Origin of the sequence: Pyrococcus sp. ST04 (genome assembly GCF_000263735.1) — an archaeon.
Taxonomy (GTDB): domain Archaea; phylum Methanobacteriota_B; class Thermococci; order Thermococcales; family Thermococcaceae; genus Pyrococcus.
Window position 1 is genome coordinate 638,670 of the sequence record NC_017946.1, and the last position, 24,706, is coordinate 663,375.

Here is a 24,706-nt window from a genome sequence, read left to right on the forward strand (position 1 = left end):
CTATGATTCCCGACAGCGTTCTGAGGATTCTTAAAGAGATGGAAGAAGAGAAAATTAAGGGGGCCAGTTGGCTGGCTAAGCGTGGGGCGGAGGCCTTTATAAAGCTGGCAGAGGAAGTTGAAGACTCTCTCCTAGAAGATGCAGTTAGAGAAGTAAGGGAGAGGATAGTTAGAATTAATCCGAGTATGGCACCCCTTTACAACCTGGTCCACTTTATTCCAATAACGAATAACCCCGAAAAGGTCAAGCACAGGGCAGAGGAATTCTTGAGGAGAATTGAAGAATCAAGAAGGGAGCTGGCCTCAATAGGGGCTCAGCTAATAGACTCTGGGGACGTTATTATAACTCACTCTCTCTCCTCGGCCGTCTTAGAGATATTTAAAGTCGCCAAAATGCGGGGAAAGAAGTTTAGAGTTATTCTAACAGAATCCTCCCCCGATTATGAAGGATTAAAGCTGGCTGAAGAGCTAAATAAGATTGGAATTGAGTTTGAGATAGTAACCGACGCGCAGCTTGGCCTGTTTTGTAAGGAATCTTCCCTGGCATTAGTTGGTGCTGACATGATAACCAAAGATGGCTGGGTTGTTAACAAAGCAGGAACATATCTTTTAGCTTTAGCGTGTCATGATAACTCTGTCCCCCTATACGTCGCCGCTGAAACATACAAAATACATCCTAGAGTCACTCATAAAGAAGTTGAGCTTTTTGAAAGACCCCTATATAGGGGAGAAGTAAGAGTTAGAAATGTGCTTTTCGACTTAACACCCTGGAAATTCATCAGAGGTATAATAACCGAGCTCGGGGTTATAATTCCGCCGAGGGACATACAATGAAACTGAGAGGGGATGCCAGGGAAGTTTATAAGAGGATTAGGAGAATGATTGAGGATGAAATAAGACTTGAAGAGGCTAAAACTTTTCTTGATAAATTTACCCCCACATCTAACCCTGAAGAAATACTTAAGAGACAGGAATACGTTAAAACTGGACTTTCGAGGGTAAACGAGGAACTGTCGCCACTCCTCATCAAGATAAGGCCTATTAAATTCAGGAAAGAATTTCTTCACGATAGGGTTTTGATAGTCGATGAAAGCGAGGTTGAAGAGGCGGAGAAGTTGAATTTGTGTCTTGTTTCTACCGAGCCCATCGAGGGATACGACCTCATATTAAGCACCGTTGGATACGGAATTGATGTAGAACTTAAGCCCTCAGAAGTAGCTCCCGAGCTCTATGTTGAACCTCTCTGGGAGTCGAGAGATGTTTTACAGGCATTGGCAAAGATATTCCCAGGTGGATCTGCTGAAAAAATTTTGACTACCCTAAAGGATTTAGAAGATGTTATGAAAAAGAGAGAGGTCATGGAGAGGCTTGATGAGATAATAGCTAAGGAAGAGGCTGAGCTAAATAAGAAAATTGAGGAAAAGCTGGAGAGGTTCAGATTGACGTTGAGTGGTAAAGAACTTGTTGAGTTCCTTAAGGCCCTAAAGACGGGAGACGTTGAGTTTCTCCTTTCGAGGTTTTCAAGCCTAAATGATGAAATAATAGAAGAGATAAGAAAAGCGGAAGAGAGGATATCAGAGGAGTTGGGGGTTTACCTGGAAATATTTCCCCGTGATTACCCCATAGAGGTTTCACCAGAAGTTATTGAAAATATAAGGAGAACTTTAGAGAGAGAAATAAAAATTGAGCTGTATTTAAAGGCGAGAGAAATTGTCAAGGATATTCTTCCTCATCTTCCGGGCTTGAGGGAGGAAATCAAAAAAGCGTACGAACTTGAATTCTTTTTAGCTTTAAAGAAGTTCAGCGAAGGATTTACATTTCCCGAAATAACTGTTGGGAGTATTGGGTTCGTCGAGGGTAGGAATCTTTTCATAGACAACCCACAGCCAGTTAGCTACTTCGTTGGGGAAGCAAGAGGTAAGTTTAAAGGAGTACAGCCAGCTAGGATTATAATCCTCACGGGAGCCAACAGTGGAGGTAAAACTTCCCTCCTTGAGTTGACGCTCCAAATAGTAATCCTCGCCCACATGGGTCTTCCAGTTCCAGCAAAGGAAGCCTGGATCGAGCCATTGGATGAAGTCTTCTTCTTTAAGAGGAAAAAAGCGGTTTATGGGGCTGGAGCCTTTGAAAATTCACTAAAAGCGTTGGTAAGATCCCTTAAAGGAAAAGGCAAGAAACTGATCCTAATAGATGAGTTTGAAAACATAACCGAACCGGGGGCGGCCGTAAAAATACTGGCGGAACTGTTGAAGATTGCTGAAGAAAAGGGTTTCTATGTTATTATAGTCTCTCACTTGGGAGAAGACCTAAAAAAAGAACTTCCTTCTGCTAGGGTTGACGGAATAGAGGCTAGGGGTTTAGATGAGAACCTAAATTTGATAGTAGACAGGCAACCGAAGTTTGGAGTCATAGGTAGGAGCACTCCTGAGCTAATCGTTGAGAAGCTTGCGAGAAAAGGTAAGGGTGAGGAACGTAACATACTTCTAAGGGTGCTAACCAAGTTTAAGTCTTGAACCTTTTTAGCATACATAGGTACCTACACAAAACTTACTAATATTTCTACACAGTTTTTAAAATTAGGGGTGAGAGGATGGTTAGGATATCCCTTGTTACTCCTGTAATTCCGTTCATATTAACAATAGGACCAGCGGCGATCGGTAACATAACCGCTGCAGCGATAGGAGGAGTAGTGGGGACTGGAATAGCTATCCTATTGAACAAGAGAGAAACAGTGACACCAACAACAGTCACAGAAATTGACGAGTTCAAAAAGAACATAGAGAAGAGGATAGATGAGATCGTTGTTATACTTGAGAGAATAGCCTCTGGAGATCTAAGCGTTGAGGACACTCAGATTTCTGGAGAATTGGCGAGAGTGAGAGAGGCCATAGAGAAGTTGAGAACCTCTATTAGTCAACTTGTCCTCAATATAAAGAATGCTGCAATAGACGTGAGGAACCATACAAAGGTCATCAGGGAGAACATAGAGCAAATAGCAGATGCCATAAACCAGGTTGCAGAAGCAATAAATCAGGTGAGCATAGAGGCGCAGAGAGAGCAGGAGAACATAAACAAAATGACGGAAACAATGAGGTACATAGATGAAATCGGTAAGGAGACAGTCTCAACAATGGAAGAGTTCGAGGCCTCAATGAGAGAGATGGCAGGTCTAGCAAAGGAAGGTGGAGAAAAGGGAAGAGAGGCGGTAACTCAGATCGAAGAAATTAGAACAATGATGGCAAAGATAGAGGAGACAGTGAGAGGAGTTGCTGAAATGGGTAAGAACATTGAAAACATAACCAACGTCATAAGTAACATTGCAGAGCAAACGAACCTTTTGGCATTGAATGCGGCAATTGAGGCTGCTAGAGCTGGAGAGGCTGGAAAAGGTTTTGCAGTTGTCGCTGATGAAATTAGAAAGCTTGCGGAGGAGAGTAAAAAGGCTGCAGAAGACATTAGAGACTTGATCAAGCAGATCGTGGACAAGATCGGGGAGAGCGTTGAGGTAACTCAGCAGGGCGCTGAAGTCGTTGGAACATCAACAGAAGTCATCAAAGAGAGCGTTGCTTACCTAACCCAAATAGCCGATATGATGGAGGAAATGGAAGCAAAGGCAGCTGAGCTCAAGGAGAAAGTGATCCAAGAAGGAGAGAAGATTGAAGAAGGCCTCAGGTTCCTTGAGAACCTTGCCGCAAGTGCTGAAGAGACAACGGCTGCAGCTGAAGAAGTTAGTGCGGCTGCAGAAGAGCAGACTGCGGCCCTTAACGAAGTTAGGGAGAGCGTTAGAGAATTTGAAAGACTTGTCGATATTCTTATGGAGCACATTGGAAAGTTCAAGCTTAGTCGAGAGCACGAAGAGCAGGTTAAAGAACTTACGTGATCCAGCTCCTTTCTCTGTATCTACCTCTCAGCTCTATTTCTCTTATCTTCTCTTCAACTTCTCTCCTCTTCCCCTCTCCCCTGACTTCCTCATACCCCTCTAAAACTGCCTCAAATCCTTTCTCAAACCATGTGTAGTGAGTGCTCTCCATAGCCCTTTTTAACAGGTGAAGATCAACACCTTGAGCTTCGAGCGTGTCATCGAAGTCAGCTAAACCGAAGTCGATGAGGTAAATCTTTTCATCCCTCATAATCATATTTGAGGTAGTTAGATCTCCATGAACGATCCCAGCATTGTGTAGTTTTCCAATTTGTCTCCCTATCTCTCTACAAATCTCAAGCCTCTCTTTCAGGGGAATCCTTTCAAGTAGCTCCTTAATCCTCTCACCCTCGATGAACTCCATAACTATTATCATATTCTTGGTATCGACTTCAAAAACATAGGGCACATTAACTCCTGCCTCCTTTGCCTTATTGAGTATTCTGGCTTCTCTAACAGTCCTTTCCTTTCTGAGCTTAATATCTATCTCTGGAATCCTGTATCTCTTGGATATCCTTTCCTTGACAATCACTTTAATTGGATAATCAAAGTACAGCTCAGAGAAATCAGCCAGGTATATCTTAGCTTCGGCTCCCTGTTTTATCAACCTCATCGTCCTCTCCACAATCCTTATATCTGAGTTGCGCTAATAAAACTTGAGGGATATGAGGCGGGCTCAAACTGCTATTGAGTATTTGTTCATGCTTGCGGCAACATTGATTCTCGTGGCCCTCGTGTTTAGGGTAGTGATGAGTAGTATGCAAAGTTTAAGCACTAATCTTGGAAATTATACGAGGGTTATTAGGCAGAAAGTTCTTGAAAATCTGTAATCAGGAGGTGGCTTAATGGAGACAATTCCTTTGGTCTTCGGGGTTATTGTTGGCTTTCTAACATCATATACTGACATAAGAACAAGCTACATATACGAGGAGCACTTCTTTCCGACGTTTTCCCTCCTTTCAAAGTGGTGGTGCAAAAGAAGGGGTTGCGAGTACCAAACAAAGGGCCCTTACATCCCAATTGTCGAGATCGCTGTTCTTTACTATTTTGTCCTTGGAGTGAAGCAGGGTGACATTTCTCTAGCTCTCTCAGGTTTCATAGGACTTTTGGTTGGTCTAGCGTTAGGAGCTTTACTGTACTATACTGGTGGATGGGCGAGTGGGGATGTTTTAATTCTTGGTGCATTCTCTGCAATCCTTCCATATGCTCCAGCTATAGCCAAATTTAAGGCCCCATATGCCACTTACCTTCCCTTAAATTCGCTAACAATTCTGTTTGATTCTCTCCTCCTAATGTTTCCTCTCCTGTTTGTATACTCTTTGTTTGGCCTGATTTTTATGGGGAAACTTAGAAAGCTTGGTGAGCTGTTTTTAAAGGGGATAAAGATGGTTTTTGAGATCACACTCTGGGTAAACTTTTCGATAATTCTCTTTGTCTGGATTGGGATTTATCTGGGAATGAGCGTGCCAAACTTTGTGAAGTGGATAGTTACCGTGTTGCTCTTAATGATATTTGGAAGGTTTAAGTTGGTAGGGGATGTTTTGGGTGTTGTGGCAACTGTCTATGGTCTCTACTTTGTAGGCCTGCCTTATTTAGTTGCACTAGCAAAGCTTTTTGCCATAATATATGGATTTAAGCTCCTCTTCTCCTCAGTAAAGCTTCTCAGGAAAGAGGTGCTCACAGTCAAAAAGAGTGTAGAAGAGCTGAGGGAGGGTGATGTTCTAGGGGAGAGAATAGTGGAGGTTAATGGTGAGATAGTTAGGGATAGAAAAGATTTCTTTGACAAACTTTCTGAGCTCTTTAAAACTGGAAGTTTGGAAAGGGTTGAGGGAAGAGAAATAGCAGGCTTTAGCGTTGAGGGTCTAACAAAAGAGCAGATAGAGGAGCTGAAATCTCTGGTTTCCGAGGGTAAGCTTGAAAACGAATTCTTAGTTAGAAAGGCGATGCCATTTGCACCGGCTCTCTTTGCCGGGTTTTTAGCCAGCTATTTCTTTGGGGATATCTTATGGTGGCTGATCTTGAAAGTGAGTGGATTAGCATAGTCTTTAAAACTGAAAGCCTAAGTTAAGGTCGATGAGAGTTTACCGCCTCTACCTTAAGGATGAGTACCTTGAGATGATAAAGAGTGGAAAAAAGAGGATAGAGGTTAGGGTGGCGTATCCGCAGCTTAAGGGAATGAAACGAGGAGATAAGATAATATTCAATGATTCTATTCCTGCAGAAGTAATCGAAGTCAAACACTACGAGACCTTTAGACAGGTTCTCAGAGAAGAGCCCATAGAGAAGATATTTCCAGATGAACCAAGCTTTGAGAGGGCACTTAGAAGATTTCACAATATGTATCCCAAGTGGAAGGAATACCGCTACGGAGTTCTTGCAATAAAGTTTAGGTTACTGGGGAGGGATAGAAAGTGAAAAACCTCAAGTTTGACGGCAGGTACAAGGATGACATTTTGACGGGGAGAAAAAGAGCTACGATAAGACTTGGAAGGAAAATAAACTTGAGGCCAGGCGAAGAAGTCCTCATACATGCGGGGGGGTATGTCCTAGGAAAGGCTAGAATAACTAGGGTAGAGACGAAGACTGTTTCTGAGCTTACCGATGAGGATGCAAGAAAGGATGGGTTTAGAAATAGAGATGAGTTGATTGAGGCGTTAAGGGAGCATTACAAGTTCGTTAAACCGAACTCTCCGGCAACTATAGTTGAATTTGAAATGACTAAAGTGTTGGACAAGCCAATCCTTTCAGCTGATTTTCCCTATGAAGGTAATAACCCGATTGAAATTGCTGAAAAGGCTCTGGAGTACCTGGACAATCTGAGCTTTGAGGAAGTAGCCTTACTTAAGCTTTTCCTCAAAGAAGGAAGCTTGAGAAAGGCGGCTATGAAGCTTGGGGGGCTAAACAAGAGATATAAGATTCGAGAAGTCCTTAGAAAGGCATATGAGGAGCTTAAGAAGAGGGGAATTATGGAGCCGAAGATTTAGTCAACTATCTCGATGTCGATTTCTTCTCCATTGCTGGTGAAGGCTTTAGTTGTTTCTGGAATGTAGGGGAAGGCTATTATGACGTGAACTCCCCCAAACTTTGAAAAGAACATGAGGTCACCTTGGGATGGATATGGGTATGGGGAAGGATGCGAGTGTACCGTTCCTTTTATGCTTTCGTCGTGAGGAAGGAGAGATAAATCAAAGTACACAGATCTAGTTCCAAAATAACCTTTGGGAACTATTAAAACTTCTTCAAAAACTCCATCTTTTTCTCTCAAGAGACCTGCAAACTCATTTGGATGAAATGAGCGGGCTAATTCTAGTAGATAGTCAAAGAGCTCTCTTCTAATTTTAACCTTCATATCATACCACTGTTCTCAAACTTTATAAAATCACATTAAAAAGGTTAAGTGGCGAGAGTGTTATGAGCGAGGAGAGAATGGACCTCGGAATTGAGTTTGAAACCACTGAAGAAATTCCCGTTCCTGAAAGATTAATTGACCAAGTTATAGGTCAAGATCATGCTGTTGAGGTTATCAAAACTGCCGCAAAGCAGAGAAGACATGTCCTCCTAATTGGGGAGCCAGGAACAGGTAAATCCATGCTTGGTCAGGCGATGGCAGAGCTTCTGCCAACGGAGAATCTTGAAGATATCCTAGTTTTCCCGAACCCCGAAGATGAAAACATGCCGAGGATAAGGACTGTCCCTGCATGCCAGGGGAGAAAGATAGTTGAGGAGTACAGGAAAAAAGCTAAGGAGCAGGAGAGTATAAAATCTTACCTTCTCCTGTTTGTCTTCTTCATAGTTGCAATGGCAATATTTATGAGTAGGGGAGATCCAAATACATTGCTCCTGGGAGTTTTTGTTATCTTAGTTGCCCTAATGGCAGTCGCTAATATGAGGTTTAAGACGCAGGCTTTAGTTCCAAAGTTACTCGTTGATAACTGCGGAAGGAAGAAGGCACCCTTCGTAGATGCAACTGGAGCCCATGCAGGTGCATTGCTTGGCGATGTTAGGCATGACCCCTTCCAGTGCTTTAGTGGTAGAGAGACAATTATCATTAGAGAAAACGGGAAGGTTAGAGCTGTAAGGTTGAAGGATTTTGTAGAGGAGTATTTAAAGCAGCCCTCTGGAGAGGGGCTTGATGGCGATATTAAGGTAGTTTATCGTGATTTTAGAGAGGAAAACATAGAAGTATTAACTAAGGGCGGATTTACCAAACTACTCTATGCAAACAAGAGGCTTGGAAAACAAAAACTTAGACGTATTGTGAATCTCGAAAAGGATTATTGGCTCGCCTTAACTCCCGATCACAAGGTTTATACTGCTGATGGCCTTAAAGAAGTTAGAGAGCTAGGGGAGAGGGATGAACTCGTTAAGGTTCCAATCACGGTTCTTGAGGATCAAGAAGTGGAGAATATCCTACAATTGACGAGCGAAGACAGAAGGCTAGAGAAAATTGCCCTAATTATGGGAGTTCTGTTTGGTAGCGGGCATATAGATAAGGACACTATTATTGCTACATTAAGCTCTCAGGCCGTTAATTTGATAGTTTCAACTCTTCAAGAGGTTTTTGGAAAGTTTAAGTATGAGATTCAAGAAGTCGGTGGCGAAAAGGTTATCCTTAAAATATCAGATGCAAGAATAGCAAACTTCCTTACGCTCCTTGGAGCACCAATTGGTAATGCTAAATTTGAATTACCATGGTGGATCAAACTTAAGCCATCTCTATTCCTGGCGTTTTTGGATGGTCTCTTTGGTACCTCTCAGGGTCTCGAGATTGTTAAGTTCACTAATAAACCTGAAAAAATTGTTCCATTCTTTGAGGAGATTGCCTGGCATCTTGGTCTCTTTGGAGTTGAAGCTAGGGTTGAGCATGGAAGAACTGAGGATAAATACAAGGTTAAGCTAATAATTCCCAACTTCATAGAAAACATCTTGGCATTCCTAGAGTTTGTTCCGTTGACAAGTTCGCCAACAAAGAGGGAAGCCCTCCTTAGAGAGCTATCACTTAAAGCTAACCTCACTGATGACATGGGAAGATGGATTGAGCGCGTGAAGAGAGGAGAGAAGAGGAAGTTCATTGAGACGTGGGAGGATGTTGAGGTAACGTATAACTTGACTACCGAAAAGGGTAACCTTCTAGCCAACGGCCTCTTCGTGAAGAACTCGGGTGGTCTTGGTACTCCTGCTCATGAGCGTGTTGAGCCTGGCATGATCCATAGAGCTCATAAGGGAGTTCTGTTCATAGATGAAATAGCAACTCTCAGCCTAAAGATGCAGCAGAGCCTTCTAACGGCCATGCAGGAGAAAAAGTTCCCCATAACCGGGCAAAGTGAGCTCTCAAGTGGTGCGATGGTTAGAACCGAGCCTGTCCCTTGTGACTTTATCTTAGTGGCCGCTGGGAATCTTGACACAATAGAAAGAATGCATCCCGCCTTAAGGTCAAGAATTAGGGGATATGGATATGAGGTTTATATGAGGACAACAATGCCAGATACTCCTGAGAACAGGAGGAAGCTTGTTCAGTTCGTTGCCCAGGAAGTTAAGAAGGATGGAAGAATCCCCCACTTTACCAGGGATGCTGTTGAGGAAATTGTGAGGGAAGCTCAGAAGAGGGCCGGAAGAAAAGGCCACCTGACATTAAGGCTGAGAGATCTTGGTGGAGTCGTTAGGGCTGCTGGTGATATAGCAGTGAGGAAGGGCAAGAAGTACGTTACTAGAGAGGATGTTCTAGAGGCTCTTAAGCTTGCAAAGCCATTAGAAAAACAGCTTGCAGACTGGTATATTGAGAGGAAGAAGGAGTATCAAGTGATTAGGGTAGAAGGTGGTGAAGTCGGCAGAGTCAATGGATTGGCTGTTATTGGTGAGCAAAGCGGTATAGTTTTGCCAATAGAAGCTATAGTTGCTCCCGCGGCGAGTAGAGAGGAGGGTAAGATAATAGTAACCGGTAAGCTTGGAGAAATAGCGAGAGAGGCTGTCCAGAATGTCTCTGCAATAATAAAGAGGTATAAAGGTGAGGATATAAGCCGTTATGACATACATGTCCAATTCCTTCAAACTTACGAGGGTGTTGAGGGAGATTCAGCAAGTATCAGCGTTGCAACGGCTGTTATATCAGCTCTAGAGGAAATACCCGTTAGGCAGGATGTAGCAATGACTGGTTCTTTGAGTGTGAGGGGCGAGGTTCTTCCAGTTGGAGGGGTAACTCCAAAGATTGAGGCGGCCATAGAGGCTGGCATAAAGACGGTAATAATTCCAAAGGCTAATGAAAAGGATGTCTTTCTCAGTCCTGACAAGAGGGCTAAGATAAATATAGTTCCAGTTGAGAGGATAGACGAGGTTTTAGAAATTGCTCTTGTTGAGAGCGAGAAAAAGAGGAAGCTTATAGAGAAAGTAAGAAAGAGCCTTCCCATGGGGGTTGTTGAAAATGCTGGTAGCTAAGCCATGTACAAGCATGGGTGGGGTTTTAGTTCAGCTTTACCTCTGGAAGGAGATTAAGTTGGACGTAACTAAGCTTGCTCAGGAGATGAAGAGTAAGGGGTACAAGGTTAAGACCGTAATCCCCGGGATAATGGTCGTCGCTGAGTTTGAGGGTTATGAAGTTAGCGTCTATCCAAGTGGGAAAATAATAATTAAAGAGTTAAGGAACGAAAAGAGGGCGGAGGAAATAGCAAGGAAAATTTATGAGATGGCGGGGGTAAGTGTTGAAGGTTGAGCTGTTCCTCCTTCTGATAATTTTCATCTGGGATGGGTATTTCTTCCTGAGATATATTCTCGGCCTTTTAAAAGGCTATAAAACTGTAAGCTGGAATCCAACGGTTAGCGTTGTTATTCCGGCTTATAATGAAGAGGAAAACATTGAGAGAGCAATTAAAGCTGTTCTTTCCCAGGATTATCCCGTCGGTGAAGTTATAGTAGTTGATGATGGAAGTGAAGATAGAACGTATGAGAAGGCCAAGTCTGTTAACGACCCTAGGGTTAAGGTAATTAGGGTTAGGCATGGAGGAAAGGCGTGGGCCCTTAATCATGGCATAAAAATTGCGAGGGGTGAAGTTATAGTAACGACGGATGCCGATTCTTTCATGGCAAGAGATGCTGTGAGAAGGTTGCTGGAGAGGTTTTACTCTGATGAGGTTCTCGCCGTGGGAGGTCAAATAAGGGTTGTTGTTGAGTCATTCCTGACTTTAGTTCAGGATATAGAGCATCTAAGAATAGCTATGTACAGAAGGGCAAGAGAACTTGATGATCTAACTTTAGCCCCAGGACCTCTTTCTGCCTTTAGAAAGGAGGCCCTTGAAAAAATCGGCGGAATCATTGAGAGTCAGGTGGAAGATTATGCTACAACAAAGGCTCTCAAGAGATTTGGTAAGGTTGTATATTCTCCAAAGGCCAAGCTGTTTACAAGGATGCCGATAACTTTGAGGGAGCTGTGGGAGCAAAGGAAAAGGTGGTTCCTTGGGGATTTGAACCATCTTGAGTTTAGGGACTATGTGATGCTTCTCCTAGGTGACTTCATAGCAATTCTTGACGTGGTTCTTCCAATAGTTTTCCTAACTAAAGGTGAATTTATATTTTTCTTGGTCTTTATAGTATTTGAAGTCATTACAATGCTTCTTCCCATTATATTTGAGGGTGGAAAAGTCATTGAAGCTCTCCTTTTCCCTATAGTGCTTTGGTTTTTGGCCCTATTCTACTTTACACTGCACATGTATGGCTATTTGGCAAAGTTGAGCACAAAAACTTTTAAACAGTTTCATTAAAATCTCGTCACTGGGAGTGGTATAATTCGGGGTGATGCCTCATGAGGTTTTCGGTTCTGAAACTAGATGTGGGTAAGAAGGAAGTAAAGATTGAGGACTTTGAAAGGGAAGATGTCTATGGTATAATCGACTATGGTATCTACGTTCATAACGAACTAAAAACCTATGAAATCGACCCATATGACCCAAGAAATGTCGTCATATTTGGAAAGGGTCCATTTGCTGGTTCAGCACTCCCGGGGTCACATAGGTTAATGTTCTTCTTTAGATCCCCGCTCTACGGAGGTCTCTTCCCTTCTGCGATGGGTGGTGCAGCATATCAATTCCAGCACGTTGGTGTTGATTTCGTTGAAATACATGGGAAGGCTGAGAAGCCTGTCGTTATAATACTTAAGAATGACGGTCAGAACCTGAGTGTCGACTTCTATGAGATAGAACTTGAAAAAGTCCTTGAAATATGGAAGGAATACAAGGGAGAAGAGGGAGTTTATGCTCTCACACAGTACCTCCTGGATAACTTTGCAAATCAATTTGAAGGCATGGAGTTCAGAATTGCCGTTGTTGGTCCAGCGGCATTGAACAGCAACTACGGTGCAATATTCTCCCAAGCACTTAGAAACGGTAAAAGAATGGTAGGAAGTGAAGATTGGGCAGCGAGAGGCGGTTCCGGAAGCGTTCTCCTGAGGGCTCACAACGTCGTGGCCATAATCTTTGGAGGAAAGAAAAGGAAGAAAGAATTCCCGAAGGAGGACATAGGGAACTTCAAGACAGCAAAAGAGATTGTAGAGGGTGTCCATAAGAAGCCGTATAATGATGTTGTAACAAATGCCACCGTCAAGTACAGGTTCAATCCAAAGCTAAACACAGGTGGAACGTTTGGTGGAAACTACCCAGCTGAAGGTGATCTAGTCCCGATACTTAACTGGCAGATGCCGTACATTCCGAAGGAGGATAGGATAAAGATACATGAGCTGATAATGAAACACTACTGGGAGCCATTTAATGAGGAGTCAATAAAGCCGAAGAACTGGACGATGTGTGGAGAACCGTGTCCAGTCGTTTGTAAGAAGCACAGAAAGGGCCATCATGTCGAGTATGAGCCCTATGAGGCCAATGGTCCTCTCAGCGGTAGCATTGTCCTCCATGCAAGTGATATAAGCGTTCATGCAGTTGATGCGATGGGATTTGATGCAATAGAGTTCGGTGGGACTGCTGCATGGGTTCTGGAACTTGTATATAGAGGACTTCTCAAGCCGGAGGAAGTTGGAATAAGCGCAAAGCCAGAGTTTACAAAAGATGCACTGATTCAGAATCCAGTTGAAACCAGTGAACTTAATGCCAAGCTGGTTGCCGAGCTTGCTCATGCAGTAGCTTTCGCTAAAACAGAGGTGGCAAAGATAATAGGCCTGGGTAAGAGAAAGGCCAGCAAAATCCTCGATGAGAAGTTCAAGGACAGGCTTAGCTACGGAGAGTCATTCAAAGATTACGCTGTTTACACTCCCCTAGGTGAAGACGGTGAGATAAATCCAACGATGTACTGGGCGATAGGAAACTACATTCCGCTTCCAATCCAGGGTAGGTACTGGACATTTTATGAATTTGGAGTGTTCTTGGAGCCAGAAGAGCTCGCAAGCAAGATAATATCCTCAGCTCTCTGGGAATTCTGGTACGACAATGTTGGATGGTGTAGATTCCACAGAAGGTGGATGAAGCCAGTCCTCAAGGCATTATTTATGGAAGCCTATGGAGTTAACGTTGATATGGAAGATCACGCAAAGAAGCAACTCAGAAGGCTGATAGAGTTTGCAAAGAGAGCTGGCTACACTCCAGTATTCTGGGACAGCATGAGGGTCATCGATCTAGTGGCCGCTGGAAGCAAAGAATTCGGAAACGAGAAGTGGGCCGAAAAGTTCAAGAAAGATAAGATCGGAACGGCCAGGGAGTACCTTAAGAAAGTTCTTGATGCCTACAGCCAGATGTTGGGAGTTGATTGGAGCATTTAATTTAAATACTTCTTCTTTTTATCATTTTTCTGGGGGTTAGGAAATGATAAAGGCCGTTTTCTTTGACTTTGTGGGAACTTTGCTGAGTACCGAGGCCGAGGCTGAGACGCACCTTAATATAATGAGAGAAGTTCTCAAGGAAGCTAAAGATATATCGCCGGAAGATCTCCTTAAAGAATATGAAAAAATGACTAGGGATGCCTTTTCAAAGTATGCCGGGAAGCCATTTAGACCAATTAGAGATATTGAAGAAGAGATTATGAAGGAGCTCTCTAAGAAATATGGATTTAAATATCCCGAAAACTTCTGGGAAATTCACTTGAAAATGCATCAGACCTATGGTAAGCTTTACCCCGAGGCAGTTGACGTCCTTAAACGACTCAGGGAAATGGGATACCATGTTGGCTTGATTACTGATTCTGACAATGATTATTTGAAGGCTCACCTTGAAGCTTTAGGAATTCTTGACCTTTTTGACTCCATAACTACTAGTGAGGAGGCCGGATTCTTCAAGCCCCATCCGAGAGTCTTTGAACTTGCTCTCAAAAAAGCTGGAGTAAAGGGTGAAGAGGCCATATATGTTGGAGACAATCCTATTAAAGATTGTGGAGGAGCGAGACAACTGGATATACTCTCGGTTCTTGTAGATAGAAAGGGGGAGAAGAGAGAGCTATGGAAAGAGTGTGAATTCATAGTCAGCGACCTTAGGGAGGTTATAAAAATAGTTGAAGAGCTGAGCGGTCAGTAACGGCAGGGCTCATCACGCCTCAGTGGTAGCAAATTTCATCATTCCAACCTCTTTTTTGCTTCACTTATTCTCTGTATAAATGTTATCCATGCCAATACAGTCACGAGATAAACTCCTATTTTAACAAACCCTAGGAGGGCAGAGATTATCAGGATTATAAGCCTTTCTCCTCTCTCAGCTATTCCTACAGCTAAACTTCCAGAACCAGCGAGTTCTGCCCTGCATCTGGTGTAACTTACCATGTACGAGCCAATTAAAGCCATGAAGACTATTCTCCAGTCAGCTAATCCACCAGTAGCTATCCCGAAGAGTATTGCTCCGTCACTTACTCTGTCTAGCGTAGAATCCAAAAATCCTCCAAATTTGGTAACCTTTCCAGTTAACCTGGCCAAACTACCGTCGAGAGCGTCAAGAAACGCCCCAACTATAAGTATTATACCAGCTAACCTTTGATTGCCAAGATAAAACTCATATCCTGCAAGGAGGGTTAATAAAAGACCAAAAACTGTCAGCTGATTTGGTGTTAATCCTGCCCTAGCCAGCGGTTTTGCTATCTTTTCCAATGGTTCTTTCACTATTGGCCTTATCCTGCTCAGCATTTTCCTGAACCTCCACGACTTTCTTTCCCCTGGCCTGTGGGATTATCTTGAGCCTCGCGTTTTTAAACTCCTTCCTAAGACCTTTACCCTCCAACAACCTGTCGAGAAAAACTGCAAGGGCCGCGACTTCACTGTGTGGCTGATTCCCTATTGCAACATTATAATCTGAAAGTTCGTAAACCTCTCTAGGAACTTTTTCAGCTCCCACTATTATCATGAAGTCTTTACCTGTCTTGAGCTTCTCTTTGAGTTCGTCGATTACATCGTCTATATGAAGACCATACATCGTCAGATGAATTTTTATTCCATTAAATTCTTTGATTTTCTTTTTCCAGCTTTTGTCAAACTCTATAAAAAACGGCCCTCCCCACCTTTTCACAACGTCCTCTACGCTAGCTTTAACTTTCTCATCAACATCCTCACTTACTATAATAATACCATCCGCCCCGAATGCCCTTGCAGTAAGGGCTACGTGGGTTGTTATCCTCTTATCTCTTTCAGGTCTATGTCCAAGCCTAAGCACTACTATCACTTTTCCACCTCCTTTTTTAGGCTTTCTAGCTCCTGTATATTTCCATCAGCTTGTTCCAATATACTTTAAAGTCATCTTCCCATGTTATGTCCTTGTAAAACTCGTAGAATGCTTTGATAGTGTTGGCAAGCTTATCGATACTTGTGTTGGTTAGTATGTCTTGGGCTTCATTCTTATCTCCAACTGAGAATAGGAAAAGTGCGAATATTCTCTCATTTTTGTCATTAAGCTTTTTAAGTAATAATTTTAGCCTCAAAAAGGATTCACTATCAAGCTTTTTATATAAATATTCGAGAAGTGCCTTCTCCGTTATGTCCAAATAATCATTGGTTATGTTTTCATGATTGTGGCCAGCTTCGCTTGGTTTTAGTGCTACTAACTTATTCCCAAAGATTTCAATTTGTTGATATATTCTCGGATACCATGGGCTTGTTATATACTCTTCCCTAGTCCCAAAGAACATGTGTCTGAAATCTATAACATACCATTTTTCAGATATGTACGCTTCAACAAAGGGTATTTTAGTGCAATCAAATCCGTCGTAAACGCTAACTATTCTAGCTGGTATATTTAATGATCTAAAGTATCCGACTAACAGAATATCTGCCTCTGTTGGTGAAATTGTCGTACTTTTCTGGATTGCTTGTGGATCTAAACTTCTTATCATCCTATTCTCGAATGTGTAGTGGGTAATGATATAATTGTATAGGACTTTACCTGCTTCTAAATCTGAACTCAAATTCCCCACAAGTGGAAATATTACTTTCCTGAGCTCATTAAAGTTTATATCTGACTTTGAGCCAAACATCCATTCCCAATATCCGTCGACTACCTTATCATATTTTATCCACTCTGTTATATTCCCATAAGCATTCTTCAATTCTTCGTCGTTTAATTCCCAAGGTCTCCATACTACGGTTATCTCCTTTTCTTTTACTATTTTTTCATTCCCAAAAACAGAAGAGTAACTGATTATAACATAGATGCTCCCCTCAAGATATCTTGAAGGCGCTCTAAAGGATATTTCTCCATACACCTTTCCACTTGGAGGGACATGTTTTGGTATTCTTTCATTTACAAGTTGGAATGGCCCGGGGTTAACATCAACCCCTGTTATATAGATTGCAGTTGAGAGGTTATTTTCAATTAGCATTGATATATTGAAAATTTTTCCACCATAGGTCACATTTGGCCCGATTAGATCCACTTCGACATTTTCCCGTGTTGTTTGAATTTTTGTGACTTTTATTGACGTTTCGTATATATTTCCTTTCCACACTCGATGTAACTCGTCTACTATGTCAAGATAAGCCTTGAATGGGTACGTTCCGGGGACTTTTGGTCCTTGAATTGTCCATACAAGTTTAGTTACATTTCCTACTTTCAAAACTGTTGGAAATTTTGGTGACTGCAGAATTATGAAATCATCTCCTTCAATTTCTAAATTTGCTCCTATTATTCCAACCTTCCCAGTATTGTTAATCGTAACTATAAGGTGGAAGACCCCTCCCGGAGGAATAACGTGCGTGTCAACTTCAAACCTAACATGAGCAGGTGACTTTATGAGACATCCAAGTGAGAGTATTATTAGCATTACTACTACTAGCTTTAAATGTCTCATAACTTCACCATATGATTATTGGGGTGATATTTAATAAAGTTTGTGAAGTTAATGATAGCGGTGATGGCATGATAACGTTAACAACAGATTTTGGCTTGAAGGGGCCGTATGTTGGAGAAATGAAGGTTGCAATTCTAAGGGTGAATCCAAATGCTAAGATAGTTGATGTAACTCACGCTATAACTAGGCATTCTATACTTGAAGGCTCCTTCGTTATGGAGCAAGTTGTAAAGTATTCTCCTAAGGGTACGGTTCATGTGGGGGTTATTGACCCGGGAGTGGGGACAGAGAGAAGGGCAATAATAATTGAAGGTGATCAGTATCTTGTAGTTCCAGACAATGGCCTTGCTACATTGCCCCTAAAGCATATAAATCCGAGAAGAGTCTATGAAATAAAGCTTGAAGAGATTAGAAAGTTTACTGGATGGAAAATAAGTTCAACTTTTCATGGAAGGGATGTTTTTGGGCCTGCAGCGGCACTAATCGAGAAAGGTGTTCCAATAGAAGAATTTTCTGAAGAAATTTCTCTGAAAGATATAATCAGACTAAACTTAGAGCCTAAGAGGAGAAATGGAATATGGGAACTGAGGGTAATATACATAGACGATTTTGGAAATGTGATACTAAACTTAGAAAACTATGGAAAACCAAGAGAAGTTGAGTTGGTGGATTACGGATTAACATTGCCTTACCTAGACACCTATGGGAGGGTAAAGCCCGGTGAAATGCTAGCCCTCCCAGGGAGCCATGATTACCTTGAAATAGCGGTAAATATGGGGTCTGCTGCTGAGAGACTAAAGGTGAAGGTTGGAGATGTGATAAGAGTTCGGATGAGGTGAATGAAATGAAAAGGGGGCTCTTTGTTGGTAGATTCCAACCAGTTCACAATGGGCATATAAAGGCGTTAGAATTCGTGTTTGAGCAAGTTGATGAGGTGATAATAGGAATAGGCAGTGCTCAGGCGAGTCACACTCTTAAGAACCCTTTTACGACTGGAGAGAGAATGGAGATGCTTATAAGAGCACTGGATGAATCTGGGCTAAGTGAAAAGAAGAGATACTATCTAATTCCACTACCTGATATAAACTTCAACTCTATATGGGTTCCTTACGTTGAGGCAATGGTTCCAAAATTCGATGTCGTCTTTACTGGAAATTCATTGGTTGCAGAACTCTTTAGGGAAAGGGGATACGAGGTGATAGTTCAGCCGATGTTTAGGAAGGACATTTTATCGGCAACCGAAATCAGAAGAAGGATGATAGAGGGAGAACCATGGGAGGAGCTAGTTCCAAAGAGTGTTGCTGAGTACATAAAAGAAATAAGGGGGGTTGAAAGGATAAGAATGCTGGCAACAAACTTGGAGAGCTCAGAAAAAGAGCTTCAAGCTCCTATCCGGATTCCGGAATATTAGGTGGTAGGCTATGGACGACATTTATAGAAGACTCAAGGAAATGTTGAGGGTCGATATAATAGAAATCGAGTTTGAAGGAGATAAGATCATAGTTTACGTTCCAAAGGATCAGGTGAGGATAGCCGTTGGAACTGGAGGGGCTGCAGTTAAATCCGCTGAATTAGTTCTTGGCAGAAAAATAGAAGTTCGTGCTAGATAAACAATGAATAAAAGCTCGATCTATCTTCGGTTTAGAATTTTCTTCTTCCTAAGCCCTTTTCCTGAGAAGGAGATAGACCAAGTTTAGAGTGCTTCGAAGCTGTAGCTTTTATATCACATTACTCCTAATTCTGATTTTCTTTCAAAGTAAAAAGGCTTTTACAGATATTATTTCACTCAGAATCAATGGAAATTATTTTAAATCCGTAGTTTAGCCTATCTAGAGGTGAAAAGAATGGAAAACATATTTGAAAACGATATAATCCTAAAAATCTTGGAGAAGTACAGGAGGATATGGGCAATAGGCCATGCCCAAAGTGTTCTTGGATGGGATCTCGAAGTGAACATGCCTAAAGAGGGAATAATTGAGAGGTCAGTTGCCCAGGGAGAACTCTCTGTTCTCTCCCAAGAGCTCCTTCTCTCACCAGAGTTCGTCGAATTAGTCGAAAAGGCAAAGAGCAGTGAGGGCTTAAACGAGTATGAAAGGGGAGTAGTCAGGGTTCTCGATAGATCGATCAGAATTATGAAAGCATTTCCCCCTGAGTTCTTAAGAGAGGTTAGTGAAGTAACAAGCAAGGCAACCAAGGCGTGGGAAGAAGCTAAAGAGAAAGATGACTACTCAAAATTCGAGCCATGGCTTGATAAAATCATAGAGCTCGCAAAGAGAGCCGCTGAGTACCTGGGATATGAAGAGGAACCCTACGATGCTCTTCTTGACCTCTACGAGGAAGGGCTTAGAACAAGGGATGTTGTAAAGATGTTTGACACTTTGGAAAAGGAGCTCAAGCCAATCCTTGAAAAGATACTTGAGGAAGAAAAGGTTCCAAGAGAGCACCCTCTGGAAAGGGAGAAATATGAGAAGGAGTGGATGGAGAAAGTAAATCTGTGGGTTCTCAAAAAGTTTGGTTTCCCTCTTGGAGAAAGGGCCAGAATTGACGTTTCTGCTCATCCATTCACAACTGAGTTTGGAATTAGGGATGTTAGAATAACGACTAGATATGAAGGCTACGACTTCAGGAGAACTCTCCTCAGTACCATCCATGAATTTGGGCATGCATTGTATGAGTTACAGCAAGATGAAAGGTTCATGTTCACTCCAATAGCTGGGGGAGTTTCCTTAGGAATTCATGAGAGTCAAAGTAGATTCTGGGAGAATATTATAGGGAGAAGTAGGGAGTTTGTCAGCCTCATATATCCTGTATTAAGGGAAAACTTACCATTTATGCAGAACTATACAGAGGAAGATGCTTACCTATACTTCAACATTGTTAGGCCGGATTTCATAAGAACCGAGGCTGATGTTGTAACATACAATTTCCACATACTTCTCCGTTTCAGACTTGAGAGGATGATGCTGAACGAGGGCGTGAAAGCAAAGGATTTACCTGAACTATGGAATGAAGAGATGGAGAGGCTCCTAGGGATAAGACCAAGAACTTACAGAGAGGGAATACTTCAAGACATCCACTGGGCCCACGGCTCAATAGGGTACTTCCCAACCTATAGTATTGGAACTCTGCTCTCGACGCAATTGTATTATCATATGAAGAAAGAAGTAAACGTCGAGGAGCTCGTTAGAGAAGGAAACTTTGAACCAATAAAGCAGTGGCTGAGGGAAAAGATACACCGCTGGGGAAGCATTTATCCTCCAAAAGAGCTAATTAGAAGAGCTATTGGAGAAGATCTTGATCCAAGATACTTTATAAGATGGGTTAAAGATAAGTACCTCTAGCCCTTCTCAGATTTTTATTCTTATGAGCCATCTGAGCTTTTCTGTGTTTAGGTTTGCAGTTAGGATGAAGTCGCTGTTGAATGCCCAAACGGCGATTTTCAGTACTAAAGCGTTCCATGCAAGAAGATACAGCAGGGCCAAAACCGCATGAAGATATTCCCCGTTAAGTGCACTTGAAAATGCATAAAAAGGTGCATAGCCTGGGTTTAGTGTTACAAGTACGAGCCTATAGAGGTCTGAAATTTTGAACCCTCCCATAATAGTCAGCAAAGGGATTAAATAAGGAAGCTCAACAAGGCCTGCAATGCTCAAGGCGCTCCTGACATCTTGAGTGAATAGAGAAACTATAACGCTTGTAAGAAGCATGAGCATGGAGAGCATGAACACACAGAGAGAAAGCACGCCGATGGGTAAAGCACCAATACTCATAGTCGATGGTGAGGATTTTGAAGAAAAGCGTGAGGCAATTCCAAACGAAACTCCCAGGGATAGCATTACAAGAATGCTGAAAGCAACGGCAGCAAAAATCTTTCCAAGAATGAGGGATCGTCTTGAAACTGGAAGGGTTAGCAGAGTTTCAAGCGTTTTCTGCTCCTTCTCAACCGCTATAGTTGCCGCTATCACCTGGGAGGCATAAATGGCTATCAGAAAGAAAAAGGTTGGGATTATTAGAGCACTCTTTAAGAGCGAATAGAGATAAAGAGAGGGGGCAACATCCATTGTTTTATTCATAAACACAGTTTGGAATTGTGGTTTAGGTGCAGGAATTAAGCTCTCTACAAACCTTTTGCACAGCTGCCCAACGTATTCTCCTGCCTTAGCAGTCTTTACATCAAAAACCGAAGAAAGCTCTACTCGAAGGATAATACTTGATAAACTACCTTCTTCAAGTGCTTTGGAAAATCCTTGAGGGATGATCAGAGTTATGCTACTGCTTTCGTTGATTAAAACACCATTTCTCTGGAGGAATTCAATGAGCATTCTTGAGTACTTTCCTTGATCTTGATCTATCACGTGGGCCGAAACCTGGGGAGTATTTGAAGCTTGAATGCCTCCAAGGACTATGGGGATAATTACGAGCGGTGTAATGATTGCAGTCAGCATTTTCCTATCCCTGAAAATGTTCTTTAACTCTTTCACAAATACAACCCATAAATCGTTCATAGTGTCCTGTCCCCTACACTTCAAATTCGTGAAAATCTTTTCAATTTTTTGTATTTTTGTAAGCCTCTACTTATTCGTGGAGGTTTTAAAGGTTGGATTTTAATGATTCCTCAATCTACACTGTCCTTCAACTTTATAAGAATCCACTTCTCAGGTAAAACCATGCCAAAGCCTAAAGAGATAGTCCTAAAGGAATCTGAGAAAATAGAGGGAACACCAATCGAAGGTCCCTGGTTGGACGATGTGAGGTCTCTAGAGGAAGTTGTTGAAGGGTACACAAAGATAGGCTTTCAAGCCACTCATTTGGGTAAAGCAGTCGAGATATGGAGAAAAGTTGAGGAGAAGAGGAGGAGGGGTGAGGAAGTTAGGGTGTTTCTAGGTTATACATCAAACATAATATCATCCGGTCTTAGGGAGATAATAGCTTGGCTGGTAAAGGAAGGAAAAGTCGATGTGATAGTAACTACTGCGGGGGGCGTCGAGGAGGACTTCATAAAGGCATTAAAACCATTCATTCTTGGAGATTGGATCGTTGATGATGTAAATCTTAGAGAGAGGGGAATAAACAGGATCGGCAACATATTCGTTCCAAATGACAGGTACATAGAGTTTGAAAAGTACATGATACCCTTCTTTGAGAGAGTACTTGATATAGAGGAGAAGCTTGGAAGGCCTCTAACGTCTAGTGAATTCATAAGGGAGATGGGGAAGTATATGGAAGAGACACTGGGGAAAGAAAAGGAGAAAAGTGTGATATACTGGGCATATAAGAGGGACGTTCCAATATTCTGCCCTGCCATAACGGACGGATCAATTGGTGATATGCTATACTTCTTCAAAGAAGAGAGGAGAGACGAAAAGCTTGTCATAGATATAGCTAACGACATAGTAAGGCTAAACAACTTGGCTGTCACGGCGAAAGAAACTGCTTCAATAATTCTTGGGGGCTCTCTGCCAAAACATGCAATAATAAATGCCAATCTCTTTAGGGGAGGAACTGATTACGCGATTTATATAACTACCGCAATCCCTTGGGACGGTTCTCTTAGCGGTGCTCCTCCAACCGAAGGAATTAGCTGGGGGAAAATAAAGGCAAAGGCAGACTACGTTGAGATATGGGCAGATGCTACTTTGGTGTTCCCCATTTTGGTCTGGATGGTTATGAAAAGTTGACTGTTTCGTGTAAATTTTAATTTTGTTACAATTTCCTAATTATGTTTTGTAATTTAAACACAATTTAAACTATTGTCAGTAATATTTATATTCTAATCCAACGATGAAGATAGGAAAAATTAAAGTCTAGGCGGTGAATTAATATGAAAGAGTTAGAACATAGAAAAGTTCTGGGTGTGCTGATTATTCTTGCTGTACTTGCGGTCTTTAGTTTGGCTCATGTCAGGGGAAATTTCTCTGACGTAGCAACATCGGAAGGAAATAAAGTATCGAGCGCTGAGTTCGATGTAAGAATAAGCAAGGATGGCAAAAGGTTCTATGACTCAACAAAGATATTCTCGATAGATGACATGAAGCCAGGGGAAACTAAAGAGTTCACCTTTTATGTGAAGAACTATGGTGAGATTGAGATATCTAATGTTTCCCTATTCCTGAAAGTTAAGGACATAGAAGACGAAATTTCCCCAGCAGAGAAGCCACATGACATGACTGAAGACGTTGGAGAGCTTAGTAGCTGTTTAGTGCTTAGGATTTATTCGAACGGAACTAAAGTCACCGAGGGGAGGCTATCTGAACTTGCTGGGAAGAAAATATCTCTATTCTCGGGAACTCTAAAGAGCGGGGAAAAGTTTCTAGTAAGGCTTCATTTGACCTTCGACAAGAACGCTGGGAATGAGTGCATGACTGACAGTGTTGAGGTTTATATTAAGATCGTCGCTGTTCAATAACCTTCCACCGTTTATTTTATAACCCCTAATTAAAGGCTATATTGATGAAGTTCTATGTAGAGATTCTTGGCACCCTTCCGGAAATGGCAGTTGCTGAAGTAAATGCACTTGCTGAGTTAGGAAAGGGAACGGTTTTGGATAAGGATTATCTACTTGTCTCTGGAGAAATAGAGAACATGAAGATTTTTGAAAGACTTGGAATGGCACACGAGTTTGGAATTCTGCTATTTTCCTCTGAGAACCCTGACGAGATAATCGATTATGTAAAATCTTTCCCGTGGAAGAATGTCATCAATGGAACGTTTGCCGTAAGAAGGGAGAGGATGAAAAACTGCACTCATGAAATTGAGGGGTTGGATAAGCTAATTGGTGGGATAATACACTCCCAAGGATTAAAAGTTAACCTTTCTAGACCGGATGTCGTTGTTAGGGTGTACTGTGGGGAAAATCTGTGGCTAGGCATTAGGATTAGAGAGTTCAAGGGAAAAGAGTTTGAAAACAGAAAGGCCGATAGGAGACCTTTCTCAAGACCAATAGCCCTCCCTCCAAGGATAGCTAGGGCAATGGTTAACTTAACTAGGGCAACTAGAGAGTTGCTGGATCCTTTTATGGGGACTGGGGGGATGCTCATAGAGGCAGGCCTTATGGGACTTAGGGTGTATGGTCTTGATATTAGGGAAGACATGGTTGAAGGGGCTAAGCTAAACTTAGAGTACTATGGAGTTAAGGACTACACGGTTAAAGTTGGTGACGCAACTAGAATAAAAGAAGCATTTCCGGGTAAGACATTTGAGGCTATAGCAACGGATCCTCCGTACGGTTCCTCAACAACCCTTCCCATGAAGAGAGATGAGCTTTACAGGAGGGCTCTTGAGAGTATGTATGAAGTTCTGGATGGGTACCTTGCAATAGCTTTTCCCGCAGACTTCGATGCGGTAAGTGTTGCGGAGAACATTGGTTTTAAAGTCATTGAGGAGTTCTATCAAAGAGTTCATTCTTCATTGGAAAGATATTTTTACGTGATGAGGATCTAGGTCGCTTCATAAGGAAGGGAGATTCAAGGAAAACTTAAAAATATCCACCAAATCTCATCACGTGTAGCGTGAGGACTTCTAGGGAGGTGAGAGC

The 24,706-nt window shown here is 42.1% G+C and carries 25 protein-coding genes and 1 other RNA gene; 19 read left to right on the forward strand and 7 right to left on the reverse strand.

Translation table 11 applies throughout. The features are described 5' to 3' along the window. The first annotated feature begins 2 nt into the window (after positions 1–2). The 3 genes from PY04_RS03285 (at position 3) to PY04_RS03295 (ending at position 3,879) form a co-directional block, all read left to right on the forward strand. Complete coding sequence (locus PY04_RS03285) at positions 3–833, forward strand: translation initiation factor IF-2 (protein ID WP_014733756.1); 831 nt, start codon at positions 3–5, stop codon at positions 831–833. Then, complete coding sequence (locus tag PY04_RS03290) at positions 830–2,512, forward strand: endonuclease MutS2 (protein WP_048055943.1); 1,683 nt, start codon at positions 830–832, stop codon at positions 2,510–2,512. Before PY04_RS03285 ends, PY04_RS03290 begins: the two co-directional genes overlap by 4 nt. A gap of 77 nt (positions 2,513–2,589) precedes the next feature. Further along, the gene (locus tag PY04_RS03295; RefSeq protein WP_014733758.1) at positions 2,590–3,879 is read left to right on the forward strand and encodes a methyl-accepting chemotaxis protein; all 1,290 of its coding nucleotides are present in this window, start codon (positions 2,590–2,592) and stop codon (positions 3,877–3,879) included. Here the strand turns inward: PY04_RS03295 and PY04_RS03300 are convergent. Beyond that, positions 3,872–4,531 (reverse strand): Kae1-associated kinase Bud32, encoded by a 660-nt coding sequence (locus PY04_RS03300; protein ID WP_014733759.1) that lies wholly within the window; start codon positions 4,529–4,531, stop codon positions 3,872–3,874. The two genes, PY04_RS03295 and PY04_RS03300, sit on opposite strands and share 8 nt — an antisense overlap. Positions 4,532–4,619: 88 nt before the next feature. Here PY04_RS03300 and PY04_RS09475 point away from each other — a divergent pair, with 88 nt between their 5' ends. From PY04_RS09475 to PY04_RS03315, 4 genes are read left to right on the forward strand one after another with little or no spacing between them, the layout of a single operon-like run. Beyond that, positions 4,620–4,748, forward strand: a complete 129-nt coding sequence (locus tag PY04_RS09475) for a hypothetical protein (protein ID WP_371136988.1) — start codon at positions 4,620–4,622, stop codon at positions 4,746–4,748. 15 nt (positions 4,749–4,763) lie between these two features. Beyond that, positions 4,764–5,960, forward strand: a complete 1,197-nt coding sequence (locus tag PY04_RS03305) for an A24 family peptidase C-terminal domain-containing protein (RefSeq protein WP_014733761.1) — start codon at positions 4,764–4,766, stop codon at positions 5,958–5,960. 31 nt (positions 5,961–5,991) lie between these two features. Beyond that, positions 5,992–6,333 (forward strand): ASCH domain-containing protein, encoded by a 342-nt coding sequence (locus PY04_RS03310; protein ID WP_048055944.1) that lies wholly within the window; start codon positions 5,992–5,994, stop codon positions 6,331–6,333. Further along, a complete protein-coding gene (locus PY04_RS03315) occupies positions 6,330–6,902 on the forward strand; it encodes an ASCH domain-containing protein (protein ID WP_014733763.1) in 573 nt (190 codons plus the stop codon). The genes PY04_RS03310 and PY04_RS03315 overlap by 4 nt, the downstream gene beginning before the upstream one ends. Here the strand turns inward: PY04_RS03315 and PY04_RS03320 are convergent. Next, positions 6,899–7,267: a Mov34/MPN/PAD-1 family protein gene (locus PY04_RS03320; protein WP_014733764.1), complete on the reverse strand. Its 369-nt coding sequence runs from the start codon at positions 7,265–7,267 to the stop codon at positions 6,899–6,901. The two genes, PY04_RS03315 and PY04_RS03320, sit on opposite strands and share 4 nt — an antisense overlap. Positions 7,268–7,329: 62 nt before the next feature. On the opposite strand from PY04_RS03320, the gene lonB reads away from it, so the two are divergent. The 5 genes from lonB to PY04_RS03345 are packed head-to-tail and all read left to right on the forward strand — an operon-like array spanning position 7,330 to position 14,420. Continuing rightward, positions 7,330–10,350 (forward strand): ATP-dependent protease LonB, encoded by a 3,021-nt coding sequence (gene lonB, locus PY04_RS03325; protein ID WP_048055945.1) that lies wholly within the window; start codon positions 7,330–7,332, stop codon positions 10,348–10,350. Next, positions 10,337–10,624 carry a hypothetical protein gene (locus tag PY04_RS03330; protein WP_014733766.1) on the forward strand — a complete coding sequence of 96 codons (288 nt, stop codon included), beginning with the start codon at positions 10,337–10,339 and terminating at the stop codon, positions 10,622–10,624. Before lonB ends, PY04_RS03330 begins: the two co-directional genes overlap by 14 nt. After that, on the forward strand, positions 10,614–11,669 hold the full coding sequence (locus PY04_RS03335; protein ID WP_014733767.1) for a glycosyltransferase family 2 protein: 1,056 nt from the start codon (positions 10,614–10,616) through the stop codon (positions 11,667–11,669). The genes PY04_RS03330 and PY04_RS03335 overlap by 11 nt, the downstream gene beginning before the upstream one ends. Positions 11,670–11,710: 41 nt before the next feature. Next, entirely contained in the window at positions 11,711–13,672 is a 1,962-nt protein-coding gene (gene gor / locus PY04_RS03340) for a glyceraldehyde-3-phosphate:ferredoxin oxidoreductase (RefSeq protein ID WP_014733768.1), read from the forward strand. A 43-nt stretch (positions 13,673–13,715) separates the two neighbouring features. After that, the gene (locus PY04_RS03345; protein WP_014733769.1) at positions 13,716–14,420 is read left to right on the forward strand and encodes a TIGR02253 family HAD-type hydrolase; all 705 of its coding nucleotides are present in this window, start codon (positions 13,716–13,718) and stop codon (positions 14,418–14,420) included. Here PY04_RS03345 and PY04_RS09480 read toward each other — a convergent pair. The 4 genes from PY04_RS09480 to PY04_RS03360 form a co-directional block, all read right to left on the reverse strand. Then, an RNA gene (locus PY04_RS09480) (C/D box small nucleolar RNA) lies at positions 14,411–14,466 on the reverse strand. The genes PY04_RS03345 and PY04_RS09480 overlap by 10 nt on opposite strands. Then, positions 14,459–15,019: an archaetidylinositol phosphate synthase gene (pgsA, locus tag PY04_RS03350; RefSeq protein WP_014733770.1), complete on the reverse strand. Its 561-nt coding sequence runs from the start codon at positions 15,017–15,019 to the stop codon at positions 14,459–14,461. Before pgsA ends, PY04_RS09480 begins: the two co-directional genes overlap by 8 nt. Beyond that, positions 14,955–15,551 carry a tRNA (cytidine(56)-2'-O)-methyltransferase gene (locus tag PY04_RS03355; protein WP_014733771.1) on the reverse strand — a complete coding sequence of 199 codons (597 nt, stop codon included), beginning with the start codon at positions 15,549–15,551 and terminating at the stop codon, positions 14,955–14,957. The genes pgsA and PY04_RS03355 overlap by 65 nt, the downstream gene beginning before the upstream one ends. 25 nt (positions 15,552–15,576) lie before the next feature. Next, the gene (locus PY04_RS03360) at positions 15,577–17,172 is read right to left on the reverse strand and encodes a transglutaminase domain-containing protein (protein WP_014733772.1); all 1,596 of its coding nucleotides are present in this window, start codon (positions 17,170–17,172) and stop codon (positions 15,577–15,579) included. A gap of 68 nt (positions 17,173–17,240) precedes the next feature. Between PY04_RS03360 and PY04_RS03365 the strand changes: the two genes are divergently transcribed. The 4 genes from PY04_RS03365 (at position 17,241) to PY04_RS03380 (ending at position 20,513) form a co-directional block, all read left to right on the forward strand. After that, positions 17,241–18,011: an S-adenosyl-l-methionine hydroxide adenosyltransferase family protein gene (locus PY04_RS03365; protein WP_014733773.1), complete on the forward strand. Its 771-nt coding sequence runs from the start codon at positions 17,241–17,243 to the stop codon at positions 18,009–18,011. Positions 18,012–18,016: 5 nt separating this feature from the next. Continuing rightward, positions 18,017–18,583: a nicotinamide-nucleotide adenylyltransferase gene (locus tag PY04_RS03370; protein WP_014733774.1), complete on the forward strand. Its 567-nt coding sequence runs from the start codon at positions 18,017–18,019 to the stop codon at positions 18,581–18,583. Between the two features lie 10 nt (positions 18,584–18,593). Then, the gene (locus PY04_RS03375) at positions 18,594–18,782 is read left to right on the forward strand and encodes a KH domain-containing protein (RefSeq protein WP_014733775.1); all 189 of its coding nucleotides are present in this window, start codon (positions 18,594–18,596) and stop codon (positions 18,780–18,782) included. A 234-nt stretch (positions 18,783–19,016) separates the two neighbouring features. After that, positions 19,017–20,513 carry a carboxypeptidase M32 gene (locus tag PY04_RS03380; protein ID WP_014733776.1) on the forward strand — a complete coding sequence of 499 codons (1,497 nt, stop codon included), beginning with the start codon at positions 19,017–19,019 and terminating at the stop codon, positions 20,511–20,513. 6 nt (positions 20,514–20,519) lie between these two features. On the opposite strand, the gene PY04_RS03385 is transcribed toward PY04_RS03380, so the two are convergent. Further along, a complete protein-coding gene (locus PY04_RS03385) occupies positions 20,520–21,677 on the reverse strand; it encodes an ABC transporter permease subunit (RefSeq protein ID WP_014733777.1) in 1,158 nt (385 codons plus the stop codon). Positions 21,678–21,839: 162 nt separating this feature from the next. Here PY04_RS03385 and PY04_RS03390 point away from each other — a divergent pair, with 162 nt between their 5' ends. From PY04_RS03390 to PY04_RS03400, 3 genes are all read left to right on the forward strand, one after another. Next, the gene (locus PY04_RS03390; RefSeq protein ID WP_048055946.1) at positions 21,840–22,850 is read left to right on the forward strand and encodes a deoxyhypusine synthase; all 1,011 of its coding nucleotides are present in this window, start codon (positions 21,840–21,842) and stop codon (positions 22,848–22,850) included. Positions 22,851–22,993: 143 nt separating this feature from the next. Further along, positions 22,994–23,578: a TasA family protein gene (locus PY04_RS03395; protein ID WP_014733779.1), complete on the forward strand. Its 585-nt coding sequence runs from the start codon at positions 22,994–22,996 to the stop codon at positions 23,576–23,578. A gap of 44 nt (positions 23,579–23,622) precedes the next feature. Then, the gene (locus PY04_RS03400) at positions 23,623–24,612 is read left to right on the forward strand and encodes a TIGR01177 family methyltransferase (RefSeq protein ID WP_048055947.1); all 990 of its coding nucleotides are present in this window, start codon (positions 23,623–23,625) and stop codon (positions 24,610–24,612) included. Positions 24,613–24,706 lie beyond the last annotated feature (94 nt).